General features: G+C 41.4%; 20 protein-coding genes. 14 read left to right on the top strand and 6 right to left on the bottom strand.

What is annotated here, in order from left to right; genetic code table 11:
• Positions 1–136 precede the first annotated feature (136 nt).
• Both NYE54_RS16760 and NYE54_RS16755 read left to right on the top strand, forming a co-directional pair.
• A complete protein-coding gene (locus NYE54_RS16760; RefSeq protein ID WP_339273341.1) occupies positions 137–583 on the top strand; it encodes a nuclear transport factor 2 family protein in 447 nt (148 codons plus the stop codon).
• 89 nt (positions 584–672) lie between these two features.
• Complete coding sequence (locus NYE54_RS16755) at positions 673–1,119, top strand: hypothetical protein (RefSeq protein WP_339273339.1); 447 nt, start codon at positions 673–675, stop codon at positions 1,117–1,119.
• Between the two features lie 449 nt (positions 1,120–1,568).
• Here NYE54_RS16755 and NYE54_RS16750 read toward each other — a convergent pair whose 3' ends face one another.
• From NYE54_RS16750 to NYE54_RS16730, 5 genes are all read right to left on the bottom strand, one after another.
• Entirely contained in the window at positions 1,569–2,459 is an 891-nt protein-coding gene (locus NYE54_RS16750; protein ID WP_339273338.1) for an alpha/beta hydrolase, read from the bottom strand.
• Between the two features lie 18 nt (positions 2,460–2,477).
• The gene (locus tag NYE54_RS16745) at positions 2,478–2,918 is read right to left on the bottom strand and encodes a DUF1330 domain-containing protein (protein WP_339273336.1); all 441 of its coding nucleotides are present in this window, start codon (positions 2,916–2,918) and stop codon (positions 2,478–2,480) included.
• Positions 2,919–2,972: 54 nt separating this feature from the next.
• On the bottom strand, positions 2,973–3,584 hold the full coding sequence (locus tag NYE54_RS16740) for a DUF2239 family protein (RefSeq protein ID WP_339273334.1): 612 nt from the start codon (positions 3,582–3,584) through the stop codon (positions 2,973–2,975).
• A 1,038-nt stretch (positions 3,585–4,622) separates the two neighbouring features.
• Positions 4,623–5,393, bottom strand: coding sequence for a nucleotidyltransferase domain-containing protein (locus NYE54_RS16735; protein ID WP_339273332.1), 771 nt, complete (start codon positions 5,391–5,393; stop codon positions 4,623–4,625).
• Positions 5,394–6,055: 662 nt separating this feature from the next.
• On the bottom strand, positions 6,056–6,607 hold the full coding sequence (locus NYE54_RS16730; RefSeq protein WP_339273330.1) for a hypothetical protein: 552 nt from the start codon (positions 6,605–6,607) through the stop codon (positions 6,056–6,058).
• A gap of 78 nt (positions 6,608–6,685) precedes the next feature.
• Here NYE54_RS16730 and NYE54_RS16725 point away from each other — a divergent pair, with 78 nt between their 5' ends.
• The 3 genes from NYE54_RS16725 to NYE54_RS16715 all read left to right on the top strand — a co-directional run bounded on the left by NYE54_RS16725 (position 6,686) and on the right by NYE54_RS16715 (position 10,967).
• Positions 6,686–7,066 (top strand): hypothetical protein, encoded by a 381-nt coding sequence (locus NYE54_RS16725; RefSeq protein ID WP_339273329.1) that lies wholly within the window; start codon positions 6,686–6,688, stop codon positions 7,064–7,066.
• Between the two features lie 936 nt (positions 7,067–8,002).
• Positions 8,003–9,007, top strand: coding sequence for a phosphotransferase (locus tag NYE54_RS16720; RefSeq protein ID WP_339273327.1), 1,005 nt, complete (start codon positions 8,003–8,005; stop codon positions 9,005–9,007).
• Positions 9,008–10,343: 1,336 nt separating this feature from the next.
• Positions 10,344–10,967, top strand: coding sequence for a hypothetical protein (locus NYE54_RS16715; RefSeq protein WP_339273326.1), 624 nt, complete (start codon positions 10,344–10,346; stop codon positions 10,965–10,967).
• Positions 10,968–11,565: 598 nt separating this feature from the next.
• On the opposite strand, the gene NYE54_RS16710 is transcribed toward NYE54_RS16715, so the two are convergent.
• Positions 11,566–11,961, bottom strand: coding sequence for a YmaF family protein (locus NYE54_RS16710; protein ID WP_076323484.1), 396 nt, complete (start codon positions 11,959–11,961; stop codon positions 11,566–11,568).
• Positions 11,962–12,574: 613 nt separating this feature from the next.
• On the opposite strand from NYE54_RS16710, the gene NYE54_RS16705 reads away from it, so the two are divergent.
• The 9 genes from NYE54_RS16705 (at position 12,575) to NYE54_RS16665 (ending at position 22,755) form a co-directional block, all read left to right on the top strand.
• A complete protein-coding gene (locus tag NYE54_RS16705; RefSeq protein ID WP_339273323.1) occupies positions 12,575–13,066 on the top strand; it encodes an NUDIX domain-containing protein in 492 nt (163 codons plus the stop codon).
• 574 nt (positions 13,067–13,640) lie between these two features.
• Positions 13,641–14,651, top strand: a complete 1,011-nt coding sequence (gene murF, locus NYE54_RS16700; RefSeq protein WP_339273322.1) for a UDP-N-acetylmuramoyl-tripeptide--D-alanyl-D-alanine ligase — start codon at positions 13,641–13,643, stop codon at positions 14,649–14,651.
• Between the two features lie 902 nt (positions 14,652–15,553).
• The gene (locus NYE54_RS16695; RefSeq protein ID WP_339273320.1) at positions 15,554–16,408 is read left to right on the top strand and encodes an AraC family transcriptional regulator; all 855 of its coding nucleotides are present in this window, start codon (positions 15,554–15,556) and stop codon (positions 16,406–16,408) included.
• 116 nt (positions 16,409–16,524) lie between these two features.
• Positions 16,525–17,130 (top strand): RHS repeat-associated core domain-containing protein, encoded by a 606-nt coding sequence (locus tag NYE54_RS16690; RefSeq protein ID WP_339273318.1) that lies wholly within the window; start codon positions 16,525–16,527, stop codon positions 17,128–17,130.
• A 539-nt stretch (positions 17,131–17,669) separates the two neighbouring features.
• Positions 17,670–18,161: an NUDIX domain-containing protein gene (locus NYE54_RS16685; protein ID WP_339273316.1), complete on the top strand. Its 492-nt coding sequence runs from the start codon at positions 17,670–17,672 to the stop codon at positions 18,159–18,161.
• 195 nt (positions 18,162–18,356) lie between these two features.
• Positions 18,357–18,566, top strand: coding sequence for a DUF6366 family protein (locus tag NYE54_RS16680; protein ID WP_339273314.1), 210 nt, complete (start codon positions 18,357–18,359; stop codon positions 18,564–18,566).
• Between the two features lie 504 nt (positions 18,567–19,070).
• Positions 19,071–19,379, top strand: coding sequence for a hypothetical protein (locus tag NYE54_RS16675; protein ID WP_339270570.1), 309 nt, complete (start codon positions 19,071–19,073; stop codon positions 19,377–19,379).
• A gap of 1,182 nt (positions 19,380–20,561) precedes the next feature.
• Positions 20,562–21,002: a hypothetical protein gene (locus NYE54_RS16670; RefSeq protein WP_339273312.1), complete on the top strand. Its 441-nt coding sequence runs from the start codon at positions 20,562–20,564 to the stop codon at positions 21,000–21,002.
• 262 nt (positions 21,003–21,264) lie between these two features.
• Positions 21,265–22,755, top strand: coding sequence for an amidase family protein (locus NYE54_RS16665; RefSeq protein WP_339273311.1), 1,491 nt, complete (start codon positions 21,265–21,267; stop codon positions 22,753–22,755).
• The last annotated feature ends 437 nt before the right edge of the window (positions 22,756–23,192 follow it).

The raw sequence follows: 23,192 nt of genomic DNA, 5'->3' as shown, positions 1-23,192 counted from the left end.
GTCTGTTATCCTTCAAACCTATAAATATTGAATATTGAGCGTGATATTAACCTCCATTGTAATGAGCGATAGATAAATAAACAACAAATCGTTCATTATTTATCAAATGACTATAAACACCAAGGAGGATATACAAATGACATCAAAAAACCAAAATGGGCTTGTCCTTAAGGCAATCGCTGTGCTGGAAAGTTTTGAGAGCGGCAACCCTGAAGCAATTACGGCTTACGTTCATCCAGATCAATATATTCAGCATAATCAAGGCTTATCTGATGGTCGTGCGGCCATGCTTGGTGCGCTTGACCATTTAAAGGAAATTGGTACGAAGGTAAGTATTAAGCGTGCTTTGGTGGATGGAGATTATGTGGCACTTCATTCCGTATATGAGTTCTTTGGCCCCAAAATCATCATTGATATTTTCCGTTTTGAGAATGGATTGATTGTTGAACATTGGGATAATATGCAAGAGATGGTAGAAAGAACACCGAGCAACCATACGATGATTGACGGACCTGTCACGATAAAGGATAGCGACAAGACAGATCTGCACTCGCCGATTGAGATTGAGGACATTGAACCGTAACCTCAATAAATCCTTCTGCTCTCCGCAGGTGGATTTTTTTCATTTATATTGACCGACAGTGAAGATGAAGGTGGGGAGGAGGGAAGGAAATGGCTTCGTTTTTCCATGTAAACTGTCCGGAAGAAGTGAGCAGCAAATATCGCCTCATAGTATTTGACGATTCGAAGGAGGCGTTCATTCCTCTGACTGAGTTTTATCACGATCAGGTCAACAGGATCAGTGAGAGCTCCGTGATCGCTTATTTAAACGTCCTGGAACCGTTCTTTTATTGGTTAAAGTACAAAAGTCACTACAAGGCCAGAAAGGTCTGGTGGGATGACGAATCAGAAGCTGGTAAGGAAGCCGTAAGGCAGTATTTGATAGAACTGATGCGCTGTAAGATCCGCGGCAGAGAGGGCCATGAAGGCGTGTATTTGACGATTAAAAGTTTCAAAACGGTGCAACTGTTTCTGTCCGCCATTAAAGGGTTTTATAAGACCATGATCCGCTTAAAGGGGTTCCGCCAACATTTTAACGTTATCTATACTCGAACGTGAAAACCCCTTGAAATATAAGGCTCTGCACATTGTTTACATGTATTCAATGTATTCTTGTGGGAACATCATAAAAAGCAGGCCATAACTGGAACAATTCAGTCTTGGCCTGCTTTTTTCTGTCATTCAAGTATCGTTCTCCGTTACTTGAATAATTCGTCTCTGAATCTGACCATCGTCTGTTTGGAAAAATCCCCACAGAAAAAGCGCCGACTCACGATGTTATCATGAAACCGACGCTTATTCGATCGTTTCCACAAATGGAGCCTCTGTTAGGAAGCCCCGTTAATTGATGAAATGGAGCTGTTTTAACAACCGTTCCAAGAGCACCGCCGCTTCCACCCGGGTCGTACGCGCCAAGGGTGCAAATTGATTAGCGCTGCTCCCCTGGGCCTACTCAGCCCCATTGGACATAGCGGGACTCCGGCTGGTTGCTATTCAGGAAGCGCGTGTCAATTGCGACGAGCCGTTCGCTCTATGCCATCAGCGGTTACTTTGTACAGTTGGTGCGGCAGGTCGTGTCCCATGCCGTCAACCAACATTAGCTCGGCGCCCGGGATGGCAGAAGCCGTGTCCTCGCCACACGCTGGGACGAACAGGGGATCGTCCACCCCATGAATGACAAGTGCTGGTACTTTTATGGTCGCCAGCCGCGGACGCCGGTCACCGGAGACAGCGATCGCAGCAATTTGTCGTCCGACACTGCCTGGATCGTAGGCTCGCTGGACTTCCTCCAGAATGAGCGCCCGATAAGCGTCCTCTTCAAACGGATAGCCGGTGCCTGCGATGCGTTTGGCAAAAGCGAGACTGTGCGCCAAAAATCCTGCTTCATCCTCAAATGGGTTCGGCGCCGGTGTAGTCATCATCGCCATGACTTCCGGGGAAGATTGCGGAAGGGCGGGATTGCCGGAACTGGACATAATGGAAGTAAGTGATAAAACCCGTTCAGGGTACTCACTGGCTGCAATCTGGGCGATCATTCCGCCCATCGACCTGCCAACGAAATGTGCCCGGTCAATTGAAAGGGCGTCGAGCAGTCCGATAGCGTCGTTGGACATGTCATCGAGAGTGTAAGGGATGTCCGGGCGCTGTCCCGACATGAGAGCAGTCGCCAGTGCGTCAAAATCCAGCGTCTGATAATGGCTAAAGTGCGTCGAGCAACCTACGTCGCGATTGTCAAAGCGAATCACGCGAAAGCCCCGCGCTGCTAATATCCGACAAAACGAAACCGTCCATCGGATCATCTGGGTTCCAAGCCCGGCGATTAGGATAATAGCCTCGTCATTTTCGTTACCGAAACTGTCATAGGCCAAATCGACGTCGTTTACTTTCAGGATGTTCATGATCATCTTCTCCTCCAATTAATTCGATATCGGAAATTCTGTCATAGGCAGAAGGCGTGAATCTTCGATCGCTGCAGTCCGATGCCCGATACCGGCCAGGTAGTCTTGATGACTTGAAAAAGCAAGAAACGACTGCGCACTGCTCTGGCGGATCAGCATAACAAGATCCCATCTTTCGTCTTCGGGTCCGATAAGAAACTCTCCGCCATCGCCAAGAAACAGCACTTCACCTCCGCTTTCACGGAGAAATGGGAGGGTGCGCTCAATGTAGCGGTTGAAAGCTTCGGCACCGCTGATTGGGACCTCCGGTGTTAGTTCAGGATTGGCTGTGTAATCGGCAACATCACGAAAACGCAGCAGGTTCAACATGACGATGCTGCCCTCAATGCCTCGTTGCATAAATCTCATGCCAGCGCGTTGCGATGGTTCGATGTAACGAATAGAATCAAACTCTGTCATAGCGGCTCCTTTCGTAGTTCCTTTTTTAATTATTTACGCCTCACATGCTCTCATTTATAAGTTCCCTTCAGGGAATGCATTAGCGGCTAATTTTTTGACATGGTTTCTGATATCAGGTGCCCAGTCATCGATGAAGTGGTAAAAACGATCCAAATCACCAGCATACAGTGCCCGTAGAGCTTCTTCGTATTGATGGAAGTTCCCGGCCATAGCTGTCATGAAGTTATATGTGGCTTCTTGTGACTCTCGGATATTGTTCTGTTTTTCTCCAGCACGGCGAGCCTCATCAATGAGTTTTCGTAATGTTACCGACGCCCCTCCAGGTTGACTCTTGAGCCATTCCCAATGCCGTGGCAATAACGTAACCTCACCGGATACAACCCCCAGCTTGGGTCGACCGACCCGCCGTATAGGCTGGTGATTCACTTCCGTACCGGGTAGGTCACCAAACTGTTCTCCTAATCGTTTGAGCACATCTTCTGTCTTCCCACGAAAATCAACATCTATTGGCTTCCCTGTGGAATCGTCAAATATAAGCAGCTGTGTGAGGTCTCTGTCATCCAGAGCTTCCTTCACTGTAGTAACAACGTGCTGTAATGAACCACTGGTGACGACTCCCACACCCAAAAATGCCGTGCAGTAAAAGTGCGTTAGGGCATTACTCATGCTGACCTCCTCTCTGATTGCATCACCAATTATACCCGGGTAAAAATAAAAAATCAATATTACCCGGGTATAATTTATTTTGTCGTTCATTATGGAGGAAATAAATGCAAAAGACGCGGCCTAAGAGGACCGCGCTGTTGAGGGCTAGTGTTTGCTTTAAGTTGTACATGCTGTGTTTTGTCGCAAAACTGCCAGTTAGCTTAACGATCCAAGAGCATTCTTTTATTTTACGGCAGATCAGCCTTTAGTCCGTATTGTTGCTAAGCTTCCTTACCGGTAAGGAATTCTTGTTTATTAACTGGAAGAGACTGAACGAGTTCATCCAAGGTTTCAACAATACCTTGAATTTCATCTTGAATCTCCACGTTAGGGCGGTTTGCTATCAGCATTTTAAGGAAATCAACGAATTGACCACCACCTTGACCCTCGTAAAAGGCATCTACAAGCCGGCTGTGTGTTTTTTTAACTTATATTTTTTCCGATAAAAAATGGTGTTTATTTAGTGATATCGAAATGTCGGGGGACAAGAACATAATCCCATTGAAAGTCGCTAATTTAACGGCTTTTTTGTTTTATCGGTACAAGTTCATGTCCCGAGTCGAGGACAAGAACTTGTACCGATTACCGTAATGGACAAGAACATGAGCCGATTACCGATTAGATAAGTATCTAACTATGTTTCCATGCAATTCATTAAGCTAACGGGCAGGTTAGTGGAACAAGTGTATAGAACTCTTATTCACACTAAAGCTTAGAACTGCGGTATAATTCGGTAAAGTATTAAATGAGTGGGTGAGTAACTTGACGTTAATAAATAATAATGTCCTAAAATTGGTACAAGAGACTGTGAAGAAATTTATAGATCCTAAAGCAGAAGTTTTAAGCATTGAAAGCAAGGCGATTAATATGGGATTACAAGCAGTTGAGTTAATGCGACATAGTGTACTAATAAAAATACTTGACGAAACCTCGAAGCTGTCTCTTGTTTCAAAACATGCTACCAGTGACGTCCCGACGGGCTTAGGGGGCTGGATGTGGTCACTCGCTTCTCTGAGTGACCCGGACAGCCATTGCATTTAAGGAGTTCTCAAAATAGCTATATACTTCATCTGCAATTCCCAGAAACTCTTCAACAAGTACATTACTATCCAAGTAACAAGCATACAGATAATCAACTAAAGCGGTGTCAATCTCACAATAGTTTAATATGTCATTCTTCATCTTAATAATGTCATCTTGCCATACACCTGTATCTTCTAAAACCAAAGAGTATAATGCACGAATTAATCTCTTAGAGTAACCTTTAATTAATCTAGTTTTCATTGTGTTATCACTAGCATTAGAAAGTAAACGATGTCTACGATCTACTTCCTTCTTGGTCTCTGCATTTAAGTCTAAAATGAACTCTGGAGAAATAATTATCGGTGGTACTTTTTCACCAACGTCATCACCATATATACAAACACAAATGATCTTTACCCAAAAACCCCAATCATTTGGTTTACTTAATACATCGTCAATCGAGCAAATTGTGGTATCAATCTTAGTTACTACTGGATATTCTTCCAAAAGCCTGTCTTTAATATTTGACAATCTTTCGTAATCAATATCTTTGGGATTTACACATACAATAGTAAAGTCTGCATCTGACTTAAAAGGTTTAGCAGTTCCTTTTGGAATCGAGCCACACATATAAATGCTATGAATCTTACCTTTAAATTCGGTAAGTATATTATCTATATACTTATCAACAAAATCCTTATATTCACTTTGTATTACAATTCTATTTATAACTTTTTCTAATATCATATAGACTCCTCCCAAAATAAAAAACGCCCCAAAGCAAAATGCTCTGGGACGATATTAATCGCGGTACCACCCAGGTTGCTGTATTTTCACACAGCCACCTTAATTGACTATAACGGGTCAAAACGATGGGTATTAGTCATACTCTGGAACTGGCATTTTCAATCAGTACTCTAGGGTTTTCTCAGTCATGAAACCCTTTCCTGTGAAGAGTTTAATGATTTACTTTTGTTCCATCATTGATTCACGGATATTGGTTAAATATTACTCTTTCCCGTCACCTTAGTCAACAACTTGCTCAAGAAAACTGCCCGTTAGTTCAATAAAAAGGACGCTCCCGCGCCTTCGCTTGGGCTACGTCCTCCTCATTATATTCCATTTCCAATTACTAATTAAAGAACCTACGCGGGTAGCATGTAGTTCTTAACCAGGGGACTTACTTTAACCTAAACACTAAGAAAATACTTTATTTTCACTGGACAGCAGACGTTCGGCGCGCGGGCGCCACATTTCCCTACTGGTGGCTGCTCCTTCAGCTGCGTCATCAATTCATGTAATAAAAGTAAGCAGGCCTTTGCAGCCTGCTTAACTATGTGGTGTATCGTCCTTGGTCAAAATCATTATCATTGATCATGAGGAATGTCCCCTCGTATTTCACTATTTCCTCACTTAGCATATCCCAGATAATAACTGTCGTATATGAAGAACATATCAGTGCGTAAGCTGTTTTTATCGACGGATGCAATGATCAGTAGCAAATTTTTCGCCTCTTCTTCGGTGCTGTGGGAGATCTCTTCCAGAAAAACGCCCTTTTTCATATTATAGACATAAGTCAGAGGTAGTTCCTTCTTTGACGGCATATGAATGGTTCCATAGATTTGCTCGATTTCGTCTTTCGACATCCCGATCTCTGCATTTTGGGCCGTTTTATAAATTCCTTTCGCTTCTTCCTCCATGATGATGGCCGCTACCTCGTCATCCCGATAAAACAGTTCCACACCGGAATCGTATTTGATCACGCCTCTTTCAGCTTCTTTCCCTTGCCCTAGTACGCTTTCCACGTCGGCGCGTTTCATTCCGTAGTAAACCTTCCGACCGTCAGCGATGCTTACAATTCCAAGATCCTCCTTCGCTATTTTCACCAAATCCTGTCCGCTGCTGCATCCGCATAAAATGAGAATGGTAAATAAGATAAAAAGCTGGCGCCCTAATCTCAATCATTTCCCCCCCAATCTCGTATTTACTAGATATTACCATAATATATATGCATCTGCCAATACTAATTCAACCGTCGATTGAACAATGTTGAGATCGACAAGGCTCAGTATTTCTCCGGAATGGCCTGCGTCAGCGCCCGGACCAGAATCTGCAGCGATTACAAGGTATTGGCGTCCATCACGCTGCCATCTGACCCAATCATCTTATTAACGAATGGAACGGAAAGCGATGCATCGTCCGGGATAGCCGCGCCTATCCACGCAGAAAATGAGAATGCGGAAATTATCGAAGGTATCGAACTTGTATCAAAAAGCGTATATCGGCTCCCTAACGGCGAACATGTTCAGGGAAAAAAGAATGCTGAGAAAGCTTACCAAGAATACTTAGCTTCGCTTGAGCAAAAAGATGATGAAAAAGAGTGTGGCGATTCAGATGTTGACCAATCTGCAAACAGCTAGATCGTTTTTTCAAAGTCCAATAGACGATGCTAGTCTAACTCTCCTTCTAGAAGTGGCTTCAAGCACAATTGAAAATTTATGTGGCCGTGAATTTATAGAGCAGGTTAAAAATGATATCTTAACCGGTTTAGGGGGACGCACCGTGAAAATAAAGTTGTAGACTGGCTATAAGCGTTGCGCTTACGGCAGGATAAAAAAGGAATTTTCATCTGTTTCACGAATATTTCATTGCTAAGGCTTAGTTGTAAAGCGTAATTCAAGTTTAAAACCTGTAAGTCGTTAGCTGAAATCACACGAAAGAGGTATCAAGATGACTAATCAGATTACCATAAAACAACTCTCAGATGATAAAAAAGCTATATTATTAGATACAGAATTTGCGCGTAATTATCCATGGTATACCTCCAGCGATTATTTTTTTAACTGATTGGCAGAGAATAAAGCAGGAGACCGAATAACCTTGATGGTTTTCTTTGATGGGTATTAGCGGGTTGTTGTCATCTACTGCTTAATTCTAGTTATCCATTCTTCAGAGATAAGAACATCCCCGAGATTAATGATTTAAGCGTTTTTCCTGAATTCAGGAGAAGGGGTATTGCAAGCTTTGATCTTCAATTGTCGGTGAACAAGAACATGTTCCGATTACCGATTAGATAAGCATTTAACTATATTTGACTGCTCAAGTTCATTAAGCTAACGGGCAGGATAGTTCCAATATGTGGTAACATGTGGATAGTTATAAAAAAATGAAATCTCTTTGGATAACTAAGCCTTGAAAAAGAGCGCTGTGATATAAAGCTTATCAAAAATCACTACAGACTGGACGAAGGACGAAATGAATAAAGGTACTTACGAAATTTATTCACCAGAACAAGAAAGAACAATGCCATATCGATGTAATAACTAAAACTCATTTAACTATTAAGGGGAAACGACATGAACAGCGGTTTTCAGATGGATACAGATATCAATCGCCGACTTACGCTTAATCAAACGAAACAAGCAGCGCTATATGCTTTGCAAAACTATGATGTTGACTGGAGTTTAATCCATTTCATCCAAGTTTCTGAACATGTGACTTTTCGTATTCAGAGTAGTGAGGGAGAATCCTATTTACTGCGAATTCATACATGGAATAAATCTTATGCTGAAGTGATTTCAGAACTGGAGTGGTTAGCCCATTTAAGAAGTAAGGGGCTTATTGTACCTGATGGTGTACTAAATCGAAATGGTGAGTTTATTACCGTTGCTACAACGGATGGGAATGCGGAGTATTATGCGACCTTGATGAGATGGATCGAAGGGGATCGTTTAGATAAAAAAGTACTTACCGAGGATAATATTCGAGCGATGGGGAAATTGATGGCGGACCTTCACGGAGCGAGCGTTGATTTTGTTCCCAGTAACACTTTTACTCGTACAACTTGGGGAAGAGAGAGCTTTAACCGGGATTGGGTGCATTTACAGCAGCATCATAATCATTTCATAACAGAAGAAGCTTTCCAGTTGTATACAGAAGCTTCTGCTAAAGTTGCAGATCAAATCCACACCTTCACACCTCATGCACAAAATTACGGGATTATTCATGCAGACCTGCATAATGGGAATATCGTGTTTTGTGACGATCGACCGTTTGCTATTGATTTCGGTAGATGCGGCTTTGGCTACCATATTTATGATATAGCGCAAGCGGTCATGGGACTTCGGCCACATCAAAGAAAACTTTTTATCGAAGGCTATGTGAAGGTCAGACAATTGAGCGAAAATACGATTTCGATGCTGGAGTGCTTCTTCATCATGGCAATCATCGAAGCCTACAGTTTCCATGCGGAGAACGAGTTGGAGACGGAAGGTCTGATCGAAGAGCAGTCGTATGCTCAGTCCATATTGAGAGCATACATAAACGGAGAGCCGTTATTATTCCAGACATTTGATGAGTGATTAACAATTAATTTACACTGGGGAGTCCGTCCGTAGTGAACCATATACGATTTACAAGTAGATGCCACGAATCGAACAAGACTACGGAACTTTGCTACAGATACTGTCTACAGTGGGGTAGGGTGACCTTTTTCCATTGAACTAACGGGAAACTATAGTTTAATAAATAACTAAAACGCGGCTGCCAAGCTTAGTTCGGCAGCCGCGTTGCGCTAACGGGCAGTTAAGGTAGTTTTGTGTTACAAACATTCCGGTTCTCGGGAGTTGCTGACGTCAGCGCCGATGACAATTACTTAATCCCGGATTCGAGGGATGGAGGGAATGGATTTCAAGTTCTTGTCATTTATGATATCAAGCTCTTGTCAACTAGAACACACGCTGTTTGATTTGCATAATATGCCATGGTGGTTATCCAACCAATTTTCATTCAAAAGGATCAACGGGAAAGGATGATTATATTGGTCAGGGGAACAGTTATCGTAAGGATTAACAGATCGGTTCCGAATAACGTAGTTTTTGTAGACGGATGTGCTCAAGGCGGTAGTTCACTACTTCAAATTCCTAATGGAATCTCTGCGATATTCCAAAGAAGATCAGTAAGAAAACGTGTCACCATAAATGCCGAAGCCGGACAAAATTGTCCAGGAGAACAGTTTAACAATTTTTTGGATGTCAGTCCGTCAACCGCAAGAATGTTTGGACTGGTTAATCGCTGATTTTTGTATACATTGGAATTTGACCCAAATACGAATGTTTTAACCATAAGTCTTAGAAGAACTCAGACCACCGCGCCGTTCAGCATTGAACAAGTCGATGTTAATAGAGACAATGTATTTTTGGCTGCTGGGCTCATTAGCAACGCACTCAATTTGCCTGCAGACAATACTGTACTAACGGTAAGAAGGGCCGGCCTAGAAAAGAAAATGAAGGCTCGACTTTTCACAGAGGGTGAAGCGGAATTTAGTGATGGATTTGAAACGAGTCGTAGAACTGCCGCATTTTTTGGCTTCACATCCGGCAGGAGGTTTGTTTTGAACTTTAATCAAATCACTAGAGTGCTGGAAATTCGAAGTGTAGGCGGAAAATAGCAGGATAAACCAACCCTACAAGTAGAGAGCCCTGCAAATGCCATGCTTCTTTATACACATGGGCATTATGGAGATATGGAAGAGGACAATTCACGATTCGCAGGAATTCCATGTAAGAAGAAGGAACAAGGAGTTGCGAGTTAGGTCTTACTATATAATCATAGTTCGATATTACTACTTTCTGTCTGTCCTATTGGACCTAGATCTGTTATTATAAAACAAATAACGGAAAAGGCGAGGACATCAGCATGGCTAAAAAATTGAATATCTTTTTATCTTTTCTAATATCTATTATCATCGCGTTCAGCTGCGGTGTGTATTTCGCGGAAGACTTGGGTTATAGTCGGAGTGAACCAACTATAGTTAAAGCTGGGCAAACAGTGGATGCCGAAAACGAACCTTCCAACGGAGATGGCGAAAAAGGCGCAACGATTTCCACGGCTCAGAATCAAGGAGGTAACGAAACGGCCAACGACGAACCCGAAGCTACCCGAGTGACAGCGGAGAATCGTTTCAGCGACCCAAGAGAGTTCAGATACAGTGTCAATTCAGCGAACGGTATCACGCTGACGTGGCTCGTCGATAATTTGACCGGCAAAACGATCAACTACTATACCGTGAAGGTCAGCACATTTAATCCCGTAGGAGACCCTTCGTATGATGAGCACTCCGGAAAGAACTCATTCAATCTTCAATATGTCGGTCCGGTCATACCGGGGTTAGAACTCGGTGTGTTTGAGCTCTTCACGTATCAAGGTGCTTTGGATTCAATACGTATCGACGAAGTTGACCTGGAATACGCGGACGGCACCAAAGAAACCGTCGTCTACAATCGCACGACTAAGGACGATAGCGGGCTCAATAATAGATAGGAAAGTTTATTGCCACTTGCATAGTATTTTTGTTAGAGGAAAGATCATACATATCCATTTAAGTCCGCGTTTTACGCGGATTTTTTATGGTTTGAATTTTGTTCTTTGTCTCGTAATTTATATTGAAATATCTTCGAGTGTATATCATGATATTGAATGTTCATGGTGAACAAGCTATATTTTTATCGATGCCAGATAAGGTACTGGATCAACTAACGGGGAACGATAGTTAAATAAAGTAAAGTAGGCAGCTGATCAGAGTGATCAGTTCCCTTTTTAAGCTAACCGGTAGGATAGATTAACTCAATTACTCAGGCTTGTACCAACAGTATCCTATGAAAGTCAAGAAGGGTGGGGAATGTTATCAAGTTCTTGTCATCCGTCAGAGGATATATAGATGTCGGTGGATAAAAACATAGTCCCATTGAATGTCGCTAAAAATGCGGCTTTTTTATTTTATCGGTACACGTTCTTGTCCTTGGCTCGGGACAAGAACGTGTACCCATTGCCGTAATGGACAAGAACATAGTCCGATTACCGATTAGATAAGTATCTAACTATGTTTCCATGCAATCTCAATAGCTAAAGGGCAGGATATTTACATGCGCTTAATGTTTTCAATAATAATCCCGTGACGATGAAGTGTAGAACCGCTTACTCGAATCGGCACACTCGTTCTGCCAGAAAGAAGATGTCTATGACCATCCGCGAATTGAGTCATTTGACGGAACCGATGGAAGTGACGAGGTCCTTGACCATTGATTGCTGCTCCAGTTATACCCGAATAGCGATGTCGATGTCCGTCAGCTACTTGAGTAATCCCATTAAACGAATGTCGATGTGTGCCAATACCAGGAATAAAGCGATCGGTTAAATTGCGAAAGCGATGTCGATGTCCAACATTAATGGAAGTGTTGCCAGACATCCGATGCTGAAAACGATCGGTGGTTTGTGAAAGGTGTGCTTTCTTGAGTGAGTGCTTTCCTTTTTTCATCTTCACATCTCCTCAGAAATAAAATTAATCATAATTTATGAAGAAGTCATATGTGGGGGAACGGCGATTGCCAAAATGGGTGACATTAAGTTGTGAGGCTATTTGCGAGCCGGTTTCTAACATAATTGCTGAAAAGGGAGGTCCCATGAAGATCGACAATGATATGTTTCACGTTGAGACATTGGCTCAATCACAAGTAGCAGAGGCTAAAGTGGTAAGTCGGAATAGCAGTTTTTGCTCACGAGGCAGGAGCAGCAGCAGTTGACAATTGTTACCCTAATCAAGGTCTCAGCATTATGCGATGGAATGGGCGACCGATGTTGTCGGAATGTAAAAGCTATATGCCACAACACAAACTGTCGAGGGACAAAAACATGGTCCCATTGAAAGTCGCTATAATAGCGGCTTTTTTATTTTATCGGTACAAGTTCTTGTCCCGAGCCAAGGACAAGAACTTGTACCGATTGCCGTAATGGACAAGAACATGAGCCGATTACCGATTAGATAAGTATCTAACTATGTTTCCATGCAATTTCATTAAGCTAACGGGCAGGGTAGTGCGAGAAGGCTGTGGAATAAATATACAAACATTACTGCATAAGGAGGTCGTAATATGCCATTTCCAACGCATATCATTGCCACAGGTGGATTTGTAGAAGATGGGCAAGGAAATATACTTTTAGTAAAAACTCGTGACGGTGGTTGGGTATACCCTGGTGGACAAGTGGAAGTTGGAGAAAATCTGATAGATGGTTTGATTCGCGAAATCAAAGAGGAAAGTGGAATTGACACTACGGTTAGCTACTTAATTGGTGTCTATTCAAATACAGGGATTTTTAAATGGTATGATGGTGTGACTGATGTTCCTACGCAAGTTGGGTTTGATTTCGTATGTAAACCTGTTGGTGGGGAGTTATTAGCTGTTACTGAGGAAACAACCGATAGTCGCTGGGTGGCGAAGGATAAAGTTCTTGATTTCATTGAACACCCCGCTATTCGCACCCGCTATCAGGCATATTTGGGCTTTAATGGAGCGGTAAATTACATGGCGTATTTAACGAAACCTGAGTTCATAATCAAACACCAAACATTTATTTCGAAGTAAATTTTACGTATAAGGCAACATCAGGAATTTAAAAATGTCACCGCTGACTTCTATTTATGGAGGGAGGCGGTGATCTTTTTTGGGACGTCATAGTATAGATGACTCTTAGAATTGGTTATACAATGATGGTTTGTTGGTTAGCTTATGTTGTTTATTCCGTGCAACAAATTGATGCATGGAATGGAGATTACCATGTGAATTGCAGCGGTAGGGTTGAGAATTTTTCATGCTTACTGTTTCCTTGTTAATTGTAAGACATAAAAACAAGTTGCACCGCTAATTTTAAGCATCAGCTGATTATGATGACCGGCAGACTTTTCTCAACTAAAGGGAGGATAGTTGATTAAGAACCACCCTTTAAAGAAAAAGCCTTAGTGATGGATCTTTTGATCTCTTCTCACACATGGCATTATCTAGAATAGGTAGTATTAGTATTGAAAGCACTGGGTATAAAAATTTAAATTATTTGGTGGTGCAATGATGATTACACATGAACTCAAAGTTATTGAACGAATGTCTGAAGGCGTTGGGTTATCTTTGGAGCTTGAGGGACTTTTGATTCAAGGAGTGTCTATTGACTCCAGAACCTTTATTCATCCCAATTATAAGGGAGTTAGATGGGCATAATTATGTTAATGAAGCAATAACCAAAGGAGCGATTGCTTCTTTTTGGCAAAAGGATCACCCTAACCCACCAGATCATCTACCGTTAATTTATGTAGATGATTGCTTAGAAGCTTTACAAAAATTAGCAGCACAATATAGACGAGAATTACCAGTCAAAGTTATTGGTGTTACGGGTAGTAATGGTAAAACAACTACAAAAGAGATGCTAAATTCTGTTTTACAGACAAAATTTCGAGTTTATAAAACAGAAGGAAATTTAAACAGTCAAGTAGGTGTTCCATTAACGGTATTAGGGATAAAAAAAGATGCTGAAATTGCAATAATTGAGATGGGAATGAGTGAAAGAGGGCAAATTGAGCAACTTTCTCGTATTACCAATCCTGACATAGCTGTAATTACAATGATAGGGGTTTCCCATCTATCAAGCCTCGGCTCTAGAGAAGCAATAGCAGCAGCAAAATTAGAAATCGTTACAGGTCTAAAGAGTGGTGGATGTTTCGTGTTCAACGGTGACGAGCCATTATTAACTAAAGAACTCTTAAAAATTAAAAAAAATAGCTCATTAGAAACCATTAGTTTTGGTCAGGGGGATTTTAATGATGTGAGCGTCGAGTATGCATTATCAAACTCCGATGGTTCCCAATTCTCTGTTGCAAACGATATTTACAACCTTCCACTTCTCGGTGCCCATAATATTAATAACGCACTTGCTACAATAGCCATTGCTCTAAGGTTGGGTTTAAACCCTGCAGAAATTAATGAAGGATTTCTTCATTTGAAATTGCCTGATATGAGATTAGAGAAGATTACTTCACCATCGGGATTTACCATAATTAACGATGCTTGGAATGCTAGTCCGGATTCGGTAAATGCAGCAATTAAGAAAAATGATGTGATTTTGATAAAAGCATCAAGAGGTGTACAGATTGATTCAATTATCCCATTCTTAATAAAGTAATCACTAAATTAACGGACCACTTTAGTTCAACAAATAAAGTGAGCAATCTTGCCGACGGCAACTGCTTCATTTTTTATTTCGCTAACGGGCATACAATGAAGTCTATATTAACGATTGTGCCAATCCGCGAGAGACCAGACAGGGTGTAGAACGTTACATCCATCTACATAATCATTACTTGCCTCACCAATCTTTACAGAATCATACGCCGGCTGTTGTGTATAACCAAGAGGTCCTGCTTTCACCCACAAGTAAATAAAAGAGAAAAAAAACTCCCGCGCCTACGCTTGGGCTACGCTCACAACCGGTGTACTTCGAAACTGGTAATATATATAATATTCCAAACCGATTCAGAAGATCAACGGCCTTAAACCGCAGATCTCAGTATATCTTGTGAACAATTTCACACCTTAACTATATCCAAAAAAACTGTCTTGACATTTTATAGCACCATAGTCAATGCCAATGACAAGAGTGGAAGTGGTGATTCGCTCTACACGTTGATTTTGTGCCTTAATTAGTCTAGACTTCATGATAACGCCTTCTAAGGTGAGTTCTGAGGGCTGCAACCCAGTACATACTCATCCTAGCGAGGCGACTATTTTTATGCAAATTGAATCTCTTAGCACCTACAGGAATGTTAACGGGTACGATAGTTGAGCGTTATTTGCATTTTGGTTCATAGAGAAGGCCATCCTTGCGGTGGCCTTAAAACTTGCCGCTACAGACAGCGCGGAGAACCGTATCACAAATAGTGGTAAAGTGGAAAGCGGAGATAACTATTGACAGGTCAACAGTCGGAAACTAACATTTTGTGCAAAAAAGTACTGTCATCACAGAGCATGAGAAGACAGGATTTGGGTTCCTTGAGTCAGTATCATTTAAATTGGGAGTTGAACCTTATGGCATTGGTCGAATCATTGCAGAAGGCAATCGATTACATGGAAGATAATCTGCTTGAGCAACTGACGATTGAAGTGATTTCCAAACAGGCGAATTTATCTCCTTTTCATTTTCAACGTACCTTTATGATATTGACAGATTTAACTGTCGGTGATTACCTCCGGCGACGCCGTTTAACGTTAGCGGCACAAGAGTTAACCAGCACGGTATGTAAAATTATTGACCTTGCCTATAAGTACGGCTATGAAACTCCCGAAGCTTTTTCAAAAGCTTTCCGTAAACAGCATGGCATTACTCCAAGTGAAGCTCGAAAAGGGATCGGAAAGCTGCAATCTTATAACCGCCTGACGATTCAGGTGAGTTTGAAAGGAGCAGAACCCATGAACTACCGCATTGTTGAAAGAGAGACTTTCCAGGTAGTAGGCTTAAAACGGATATTTCCTTGCGGCGAGAAGGCGGAAGGTCCGGGTATTCCAGAATTTTGGGCTGAAGTGAACACAAACGGAACGGCCAACAAGTTGATTCAAATGCTCAACGGTGAGATAAAAGGTTTATTGGGGATGAGCATCTATAAAGAAGAGATAAGCATGACTGATTACTGGATTGCTGCTGAACATGTCGGAGATGTGCCGGAAGGTTTAGCGTATTTTGATTTCCCTCCATCGAAATGGGTAGTTTTTGAGGTGCAGGGGGATTTTCCGACTGCAATTGTAAATGCCTGGAAACAGATCTATTTGGAATGGATCCCTTCTAACGGATATATGCTTGCTGAACTTCCGGCTATAGAGGCTTATATTAGTCCCGATCTCAATAGTCCGAATTCCACGAATGAAATCTGGCTTGCCGTTAAATAATTGAAGCAGAGACCACCGATCCAGATTGCATGGCGGTGGTTTTTACTTACGTTAGAGACAGGCGTAGAAGCGTATCACAGCGACAGCTAAATTGCCACGGTGATGTCGTTGGTCTGGTGGATGAGCAGGGTAAGCAGCTAAACAGTTACTCTTATGATATTTGGGGTGGTCCGGTTGAAACCGAAGAAACCGTCCCGAACGTGATGCGCTACGCTGGTGAGTATTGGGATGAAACGACGGGCCTGCAGTACCTGCGTGCCCGCTGGTACGATCCGGGGATGGCACGGTTTATGGGCGAGGATACGTATGAAGGGACATTGACGAATCCCCTGAGCCAAAATTTGTATACGTATGTGCATAATAATCCGTTGAGGTATATTGATCCAAGTGGACATTTTGCATTTGAAACCAAGGATCAAAAAGAATTGAAAGATTTATTGGATGAAGCCATTGAAAAATCGGAGTCCAACAGAAATAATAAAAATTATCAGTTATACAAGAATTTTATACGGGATCGGTACGACTTTGTATCCATCATGGGAGAAAACCGTTATAATTACTTATTCGACTTGTTAACGGGAACAAGCCCATACACTAATAATGCAGGCATTTCATCTTGGGCTAGAGCACAGTTATTAAATGACTATCAGGTTTCAAAAGAGGCAGAATATATTGCGTTACTTGCCATGGGATTTTTACCTGGTAACGGTTCTGGTAATTGAATCAATGTCGGGGAACAAGTATCATGGTCCCATTGAAAGACGCTAATTTATCGGCTTTTTAGTTTTATCGGTACAAGTTCTTTTCCTAGACCGAGGACAAGAACTTGTACCGATTGCCAAAAGGACAAGAACATGAGCCGATTACCGATAAGATAAGTATCTAACTACTTATCTCTCCTCTAATTCATTAAGCTAGTGTCAGGTGACAAAAACATAGTACAATAGAAGCAGCTGATTACGGCTTTTTATATTTATGTTATCAAGTTCTTGTCAAAACAAAAAATGTCGAGGGACAAAAACATGGTCCCATTGAAAGTCGCTATAATAGCGGCTTTTTTATTTTATCGGTACAAGTTCTTGTCCCGAGCCAAGGACAAGAACTTGTACCGATTGCCGTAATGGACAAGAACATGAGCCGATTACCGATTAGATAAGTATCTAACTATGTTTCCATGCAATTTCATTAAGCTAACGGGCAGGGTAGTGCGAGAAGGCTGTGGAATAAATATACAAACATTACTGCATAAGGAGGTCGTAATATGCCATTTCCAACGCATATCGTTGCCACAGGTGGATTTGTAGAAGATGGGCAAGGAAATATACTTTTAGTAAAAACTCGTGACGGTGGTTGGGTATACCCTGGTGGACAAGTGGAAGTTGGAGAAAATCTGATAGATGGTTTGATTCGCGAAATCAAAGAGGAAAGTGGAATTGACACTACGGTTAGCTACTTAATTGGTGTCTATTCAAATACAGGGATTTTTAAATGGTATGATGGTGTGACTGATGTTCCTACGCAAGTTGGGTTTGATTTCGTATGTAAACCTGTTGGTGGGGAGTTATTAGCTGTTACTGAGGAAACAACCGATAGTCGCTGGGTGGCGAAGGATAAAGTTCTTGATTTCATTGAACACCCCGCTATTCGCACCCACTATCAGGCATATTTGGACTTTAATGGAGCGATAAATTACATGGCGTATTTAACGAAACCTGAGTTCATAATCAAACACCAAACATTTATTTCGAAGTAGATTTTGGTCCCATAGAAAGTCGCTGAAAGGACAAGAACATGAGCCGATTACCGATTAGATGAATATCTAATCATGTTTCCATGCAATTTCACAATTAATTCCTATTAAATAACATAATAATGTTATAATTATATTACTTCATCAATATAGTAGTATTGGATATCTAATTAAAATTATTTACCTAGGGGGTAAATAATGAGCAAAGATAATGAAACTCCTGAAAGAACAAGAGAAAGACTAAGACAAGAAGAATTGAAAAATAATCCATTTGGTCATATGAAAGACGGAATTGATAGGGCTCAGTATGGTAGTTTAGTCGATTTAGTAGGTAGTTTAGGTTGGAAAGGCACTTTAGTATTAATCATTGTTATTATTGTTGGTCTTATAGTTGCCCAATATTTTTAAGGAAGAGAATTTTTATAAATGTTTTTCGATGCCGACGTCATTATAGACGAGCTGCGGAATACCCTGCGGTTGATTGAACAGGCGGTTGGTATTCACCGATATATGTGCCGGATCGATATGACTAATGCGAAAGATAGTTCAACTGCATTATTGATCTGGAATCTCAGCTCAAGCTGTTATAGAAGAATTTAATAGATTATGGCAGATCCGCAATAGGGAAGACTCTAAAAATGTCGCGGGACAAGATCTTGTTCCCATTGAGAGTCGCTATTTTAGCGGCTTTTTTGTTTTATCGGTACAAGTTCTTGTCCCGAGTCGAGGACAAGAACTTGTACCGATTGCCGTAATGGACAAGAACATGAGCCGATTCCCGATTAGATAAGTACTTACTATGTTCCCATGCAATTTCATTAAGCTAACGGGCAGGATAGTTCAATGAAACGTTTGAATTATGGGTACATACTTTTCCAAAAAAATGGTGAGGTTATCCATAGGTGATGAAAATTGAAGAAAACGAAACTAACTGTGTTCCTTTTGCTTATTGGAATAATTTCCTCAACACATTTATTAGCAGAAGCTAGTGACGGAACAAATTTAATAAAACTAACTGATAGTGAAGTTTCGTCAATACAAGTAATTCGTTTAAAGGGAACAGTTAATTCAAGGATTTTCAGAATGACAGATGGATATGACGAAAGGATTATTCGAAGGGTTATTAATTGGATCAATACTTCAAGTCCAAGCGAACAGGCAACTGAGTTAGAAGCTGATAAAGTTCCATTACTTTTAAAAATAAACATGATTCAACGGTGATCTAATAACTTTAGAGCCAGCGTATAAATGTAAGGGTCATCTTATCAAGAGATGCACTGCCGTTGATGGTGAAATTGTACTTACAAAGAACAAAAATAAAATCCGATTAACTTCGCAAGAGCTTTATGATTGGATCATTGTAGGCTGGAAGTATGAACCTGTTGGACCAACTAAAGAAGAACTTCTGGAGGAAACATTGTATACAAGATACTTTTCTGTAATCGAGAAGGACTTTCCGGATTTTATAATGTGTCCAAGGATAGATAGCGTTGAGCGAATTAACCGCAATACACGAAGACATTTAGTTATTGCAAGTGCATTAAACTATTCAGGACATCACGCTCCTTCATATGAAAGAATCACTTTCACATTAATCGATACACCTGAGAACGGAATAAAAATCATTAAAGTTAGAAAAAAAAGCAATGTACCAGAAAGGGAAAGCCTAAAGCAATGTAGATGGTAATACGAATAGTGAAAACAAAATCGCATTAGTGTAAACTAACGGGAAACGATAGCTCAATAAAAATAAGAAGGCAGCCGATCAACGTGGATCGGCTGCTTTTGTTCAACTAACGGGCAGTATAGTTTGAAACTGTATGGGCAAAATAGCCAAAAATAATGGAGGATATTTCTCATGTGGTGGAGATGTATTATTTTGATTTGGGCCATAGGGGTAATCAACTTTACAATATTGGATGGTGTTGATGCATACAGCGATGAGTCGCCAACTATGAATAATGTCGACTTTCAACATAAGAGCTTGGAAGAAGTTCTTATTTTTGAACTTCGTCCAAAGATCATGGACGTACTTAGGAAAGAGTATGCTAGTAACTTTCTCATCGATAGACAGCATATCTTACCTTTGAGGAAATCGAACTCTTATCCTCAACATGAGTTCATACTAGTGGGACGAGTTATTACAAATTCTTACTCGGGTATAGTTCAAATTACTTTTAAAGCTAATTTTGACGGATACAAAGTGACTGGTTTTCATGTTGTTAATCATTCATTGAACTAACGGGAAACGATAGCTCAATAAAAACCTAGAAGGCAGCCGTTCAACGTGGATTGGCTGCTTTTGTTCAGCTAACGGGCAGGATTACGCAACAAAGTTCGAGAATACAGGTAACTGAGGAGGCCTTCATTGATTGGCTTAATTTAACGAATAGGGGAGTTGAAATGGATCATGCATTGTCAAATAAGTGGTGGGAATTAGTTTTTAGAGTCGTTAAAGACCTTGATGATGGAAATGTTCCGTATAGCTTCGATGCTTCAACTTCACTTTTTGTACATGGTATTGAAGATTTTGAAATGGATGATCTAGATATTATGATTCAGTGGGATTACTTTGAGATTGCCCACAAGTTATTTCAAAAATATAATCCTAGTCCAATAAATAAAGGCGGGTTTTGGCAATTCAACTTCTTTGTTGACGGAATGGAAGTACATATTATGTCTTCAGAACAAATAACTTGTCTTGAAAAAGATAGAGAACGTACAGCGATCCAAAAGGAAAACAGGACCATATGGTCCAAATCAATTCTTTTTTATCGTCGACATACAAAGAATCCCCATCTAATTGAACTAATTGATGATTTCCTTAACGCAAAGAATAACTGAGATTAATATCATTACGCTAACGGGAAACTATAACTTAATAATTAACTTAAACGAGGCTGCCGTCATGATCGGTAGCCTCGTTGTGCTTACGGGCAGTTTTCTTTAGATACAATATTGATGTTCGGATATGTATAAGCTCTCCTGCAATGCCCAAAGATACTTTTTTATTATATCGAAACTTTACCTATACACGTAGTAAGACAGAATGTTACCGTATTATTATTGTCCTATAATTTACCATCACTGGGGGGTATCTTAATATATGAGCATCAACTTGCAAGATTGGATTCAGGACGCTGATTTGGTCAGCATTCAAAAGGCAATGGCTACGGGTGAATGTACCTCCGAAGCCCTCGTTCTAGCATATATCGAAAGAATTCATAGGTATAATCCTTTGATCAATGCTGTATTAGAGATTAATCCAGATGCGGTTGAAATCGCAAGGAGTCTCGATTTTGAGCTAAAAACAACAGGTAGTCGGGGGCCTCTTCACGGAATACCAATCCTGCTCAAGGATAACATCGATACACACGACCGAATGCATACGAGCGCTGGTTCAATCGCATTGGCTGAGTCGTTTGCTCCTGAAGATTCGTTTATTGCCGCAAAACTCCGCGCTGCTGGCGCAGTTCTTCTAGGTAAGGCAAATATGACCGAGTGGTCGAATTTTATGTCCAGCCGTATGCCTGCTGGATTCAGTTCTAGGGGTGGATATGTGTTGAATCCATATGGACCTGGCAAGCTCTTCGTCAGCGGGTCAAGTTCAGGATCTGCTGCAGCACTAGCTGCGGACCTGGCAGCAGCAGCGATAGGAACAGAAACCGCAGGTTCGATTATTGGGCCGGCCAGCCAACATCTTCTCGTTGGAATAAAGCCTACTATAGGGCTTACGAGCCGCAGCGGCATAATCCCAATCTCCATAAGTCAGGATACACCAGGACCAATTTCCAAGACAGTCACTGATGCAGCGATTCTACTTGGAGCAATCGTCGGTTTTGACGAAAACGATGAGGCAACATGGACTAGCCCGCAACGTACTTCTCAAGACTATACAACTTATCTCGACCGAGACTTTCTGCGTAAAGCTCGCATTGGGATTCCCCGACATTACTATGATTCATTGGATGAAGAAAGACTTTCAATCATGGAATCCGCCATTAATGTTCTACGTGAGCAAGGTGCTACAGTTATCGATCCTGTGGACCTCTATTTGGAACAGCATCCATGGAACAATGATGTTATCTGCTACGAATTCAAAACAGGCCTGAATCACTATTTATCGAAGTTGAGCTCGGATATGCCCGTGCATTCTCTTCAAGAATTGATTTCTTATAATCAGAAGCACGCTGCTTCCTCATTGAAGTTTGGCCAAGATAATCTGATTCGCTCGGAACAAAATGCACTAAACGAGACAACCTATCAACTTAAACGTCAAGAATATAACCATCCGACAGTATCGCAAGGAATTGACTATGCACTCGATCAACACGGCTTAGATGCATTAATGCTACCCGGTGATATTGATGGTATGTACATTGCTGCCAGATTAGGGTATCCCCTTATAACGGTGCCCGCCGGTTATTCAGCCAAAGGAACAATTGATGCGGATGGAGATTCGACGCAGGGTCCATTTGGTGTTGTCTTTTCCGGGAGGGCTTTCAGTGAGCCCACGTTAATAAGCATCGCCTATAGTTTCGAGCAGGCAACACTTTTTCGTCGTCCGCCAGATCTGGGTGAATTGATTAGTCACTGATTCGTAATGATACCATTAGTCTTAACAGCTACGTATTGACCATGTCTCTGCAGGGACTTATTACGCTAACTGGACACGATAGCCGAAGGCAGCCACCCAACAGTGAACTGCACCTGGGTATCGCTCTCGGGATCAAATCCCATGGGCAGAAACGTTCGATCTCCGGCCATCTCAATCTTATGACCACACAAAAAGGAGGTCGACCAGTAAGTTCTGGTGACCTCATTATACGAACAGGTAGGATAGTGTAACAATGCATTATATTTATGATAAGAGTCACCGCGATATCAACGGCAAGTTTTAAGGCCATCCTTCCCCGGATGGCCGTTTCTTTTTATAACGAATAACTTAACTACAATCATATTCTTGCATCGCTACACAGTAATACGAACTATGTACGCCTGGAGTAATACGGAGGTGGGTGGGGAATGTTATCA

It is taken from the genome of Paenibacillus sp. FSL K6-1330 (assembly GCF_037976825.1).
In the GTDB taxonomy this organism is placed as follows: domain Bacteria; phylum Bacillota; class Bacilli; order Paenibacillales; family Paenibacillaceae; genus Paenibacillus_AQ.
Note: the sequence above shows the minus strand (reverse complement) of the source record. Positions and strands in the feature narration are given on the sequence as shown.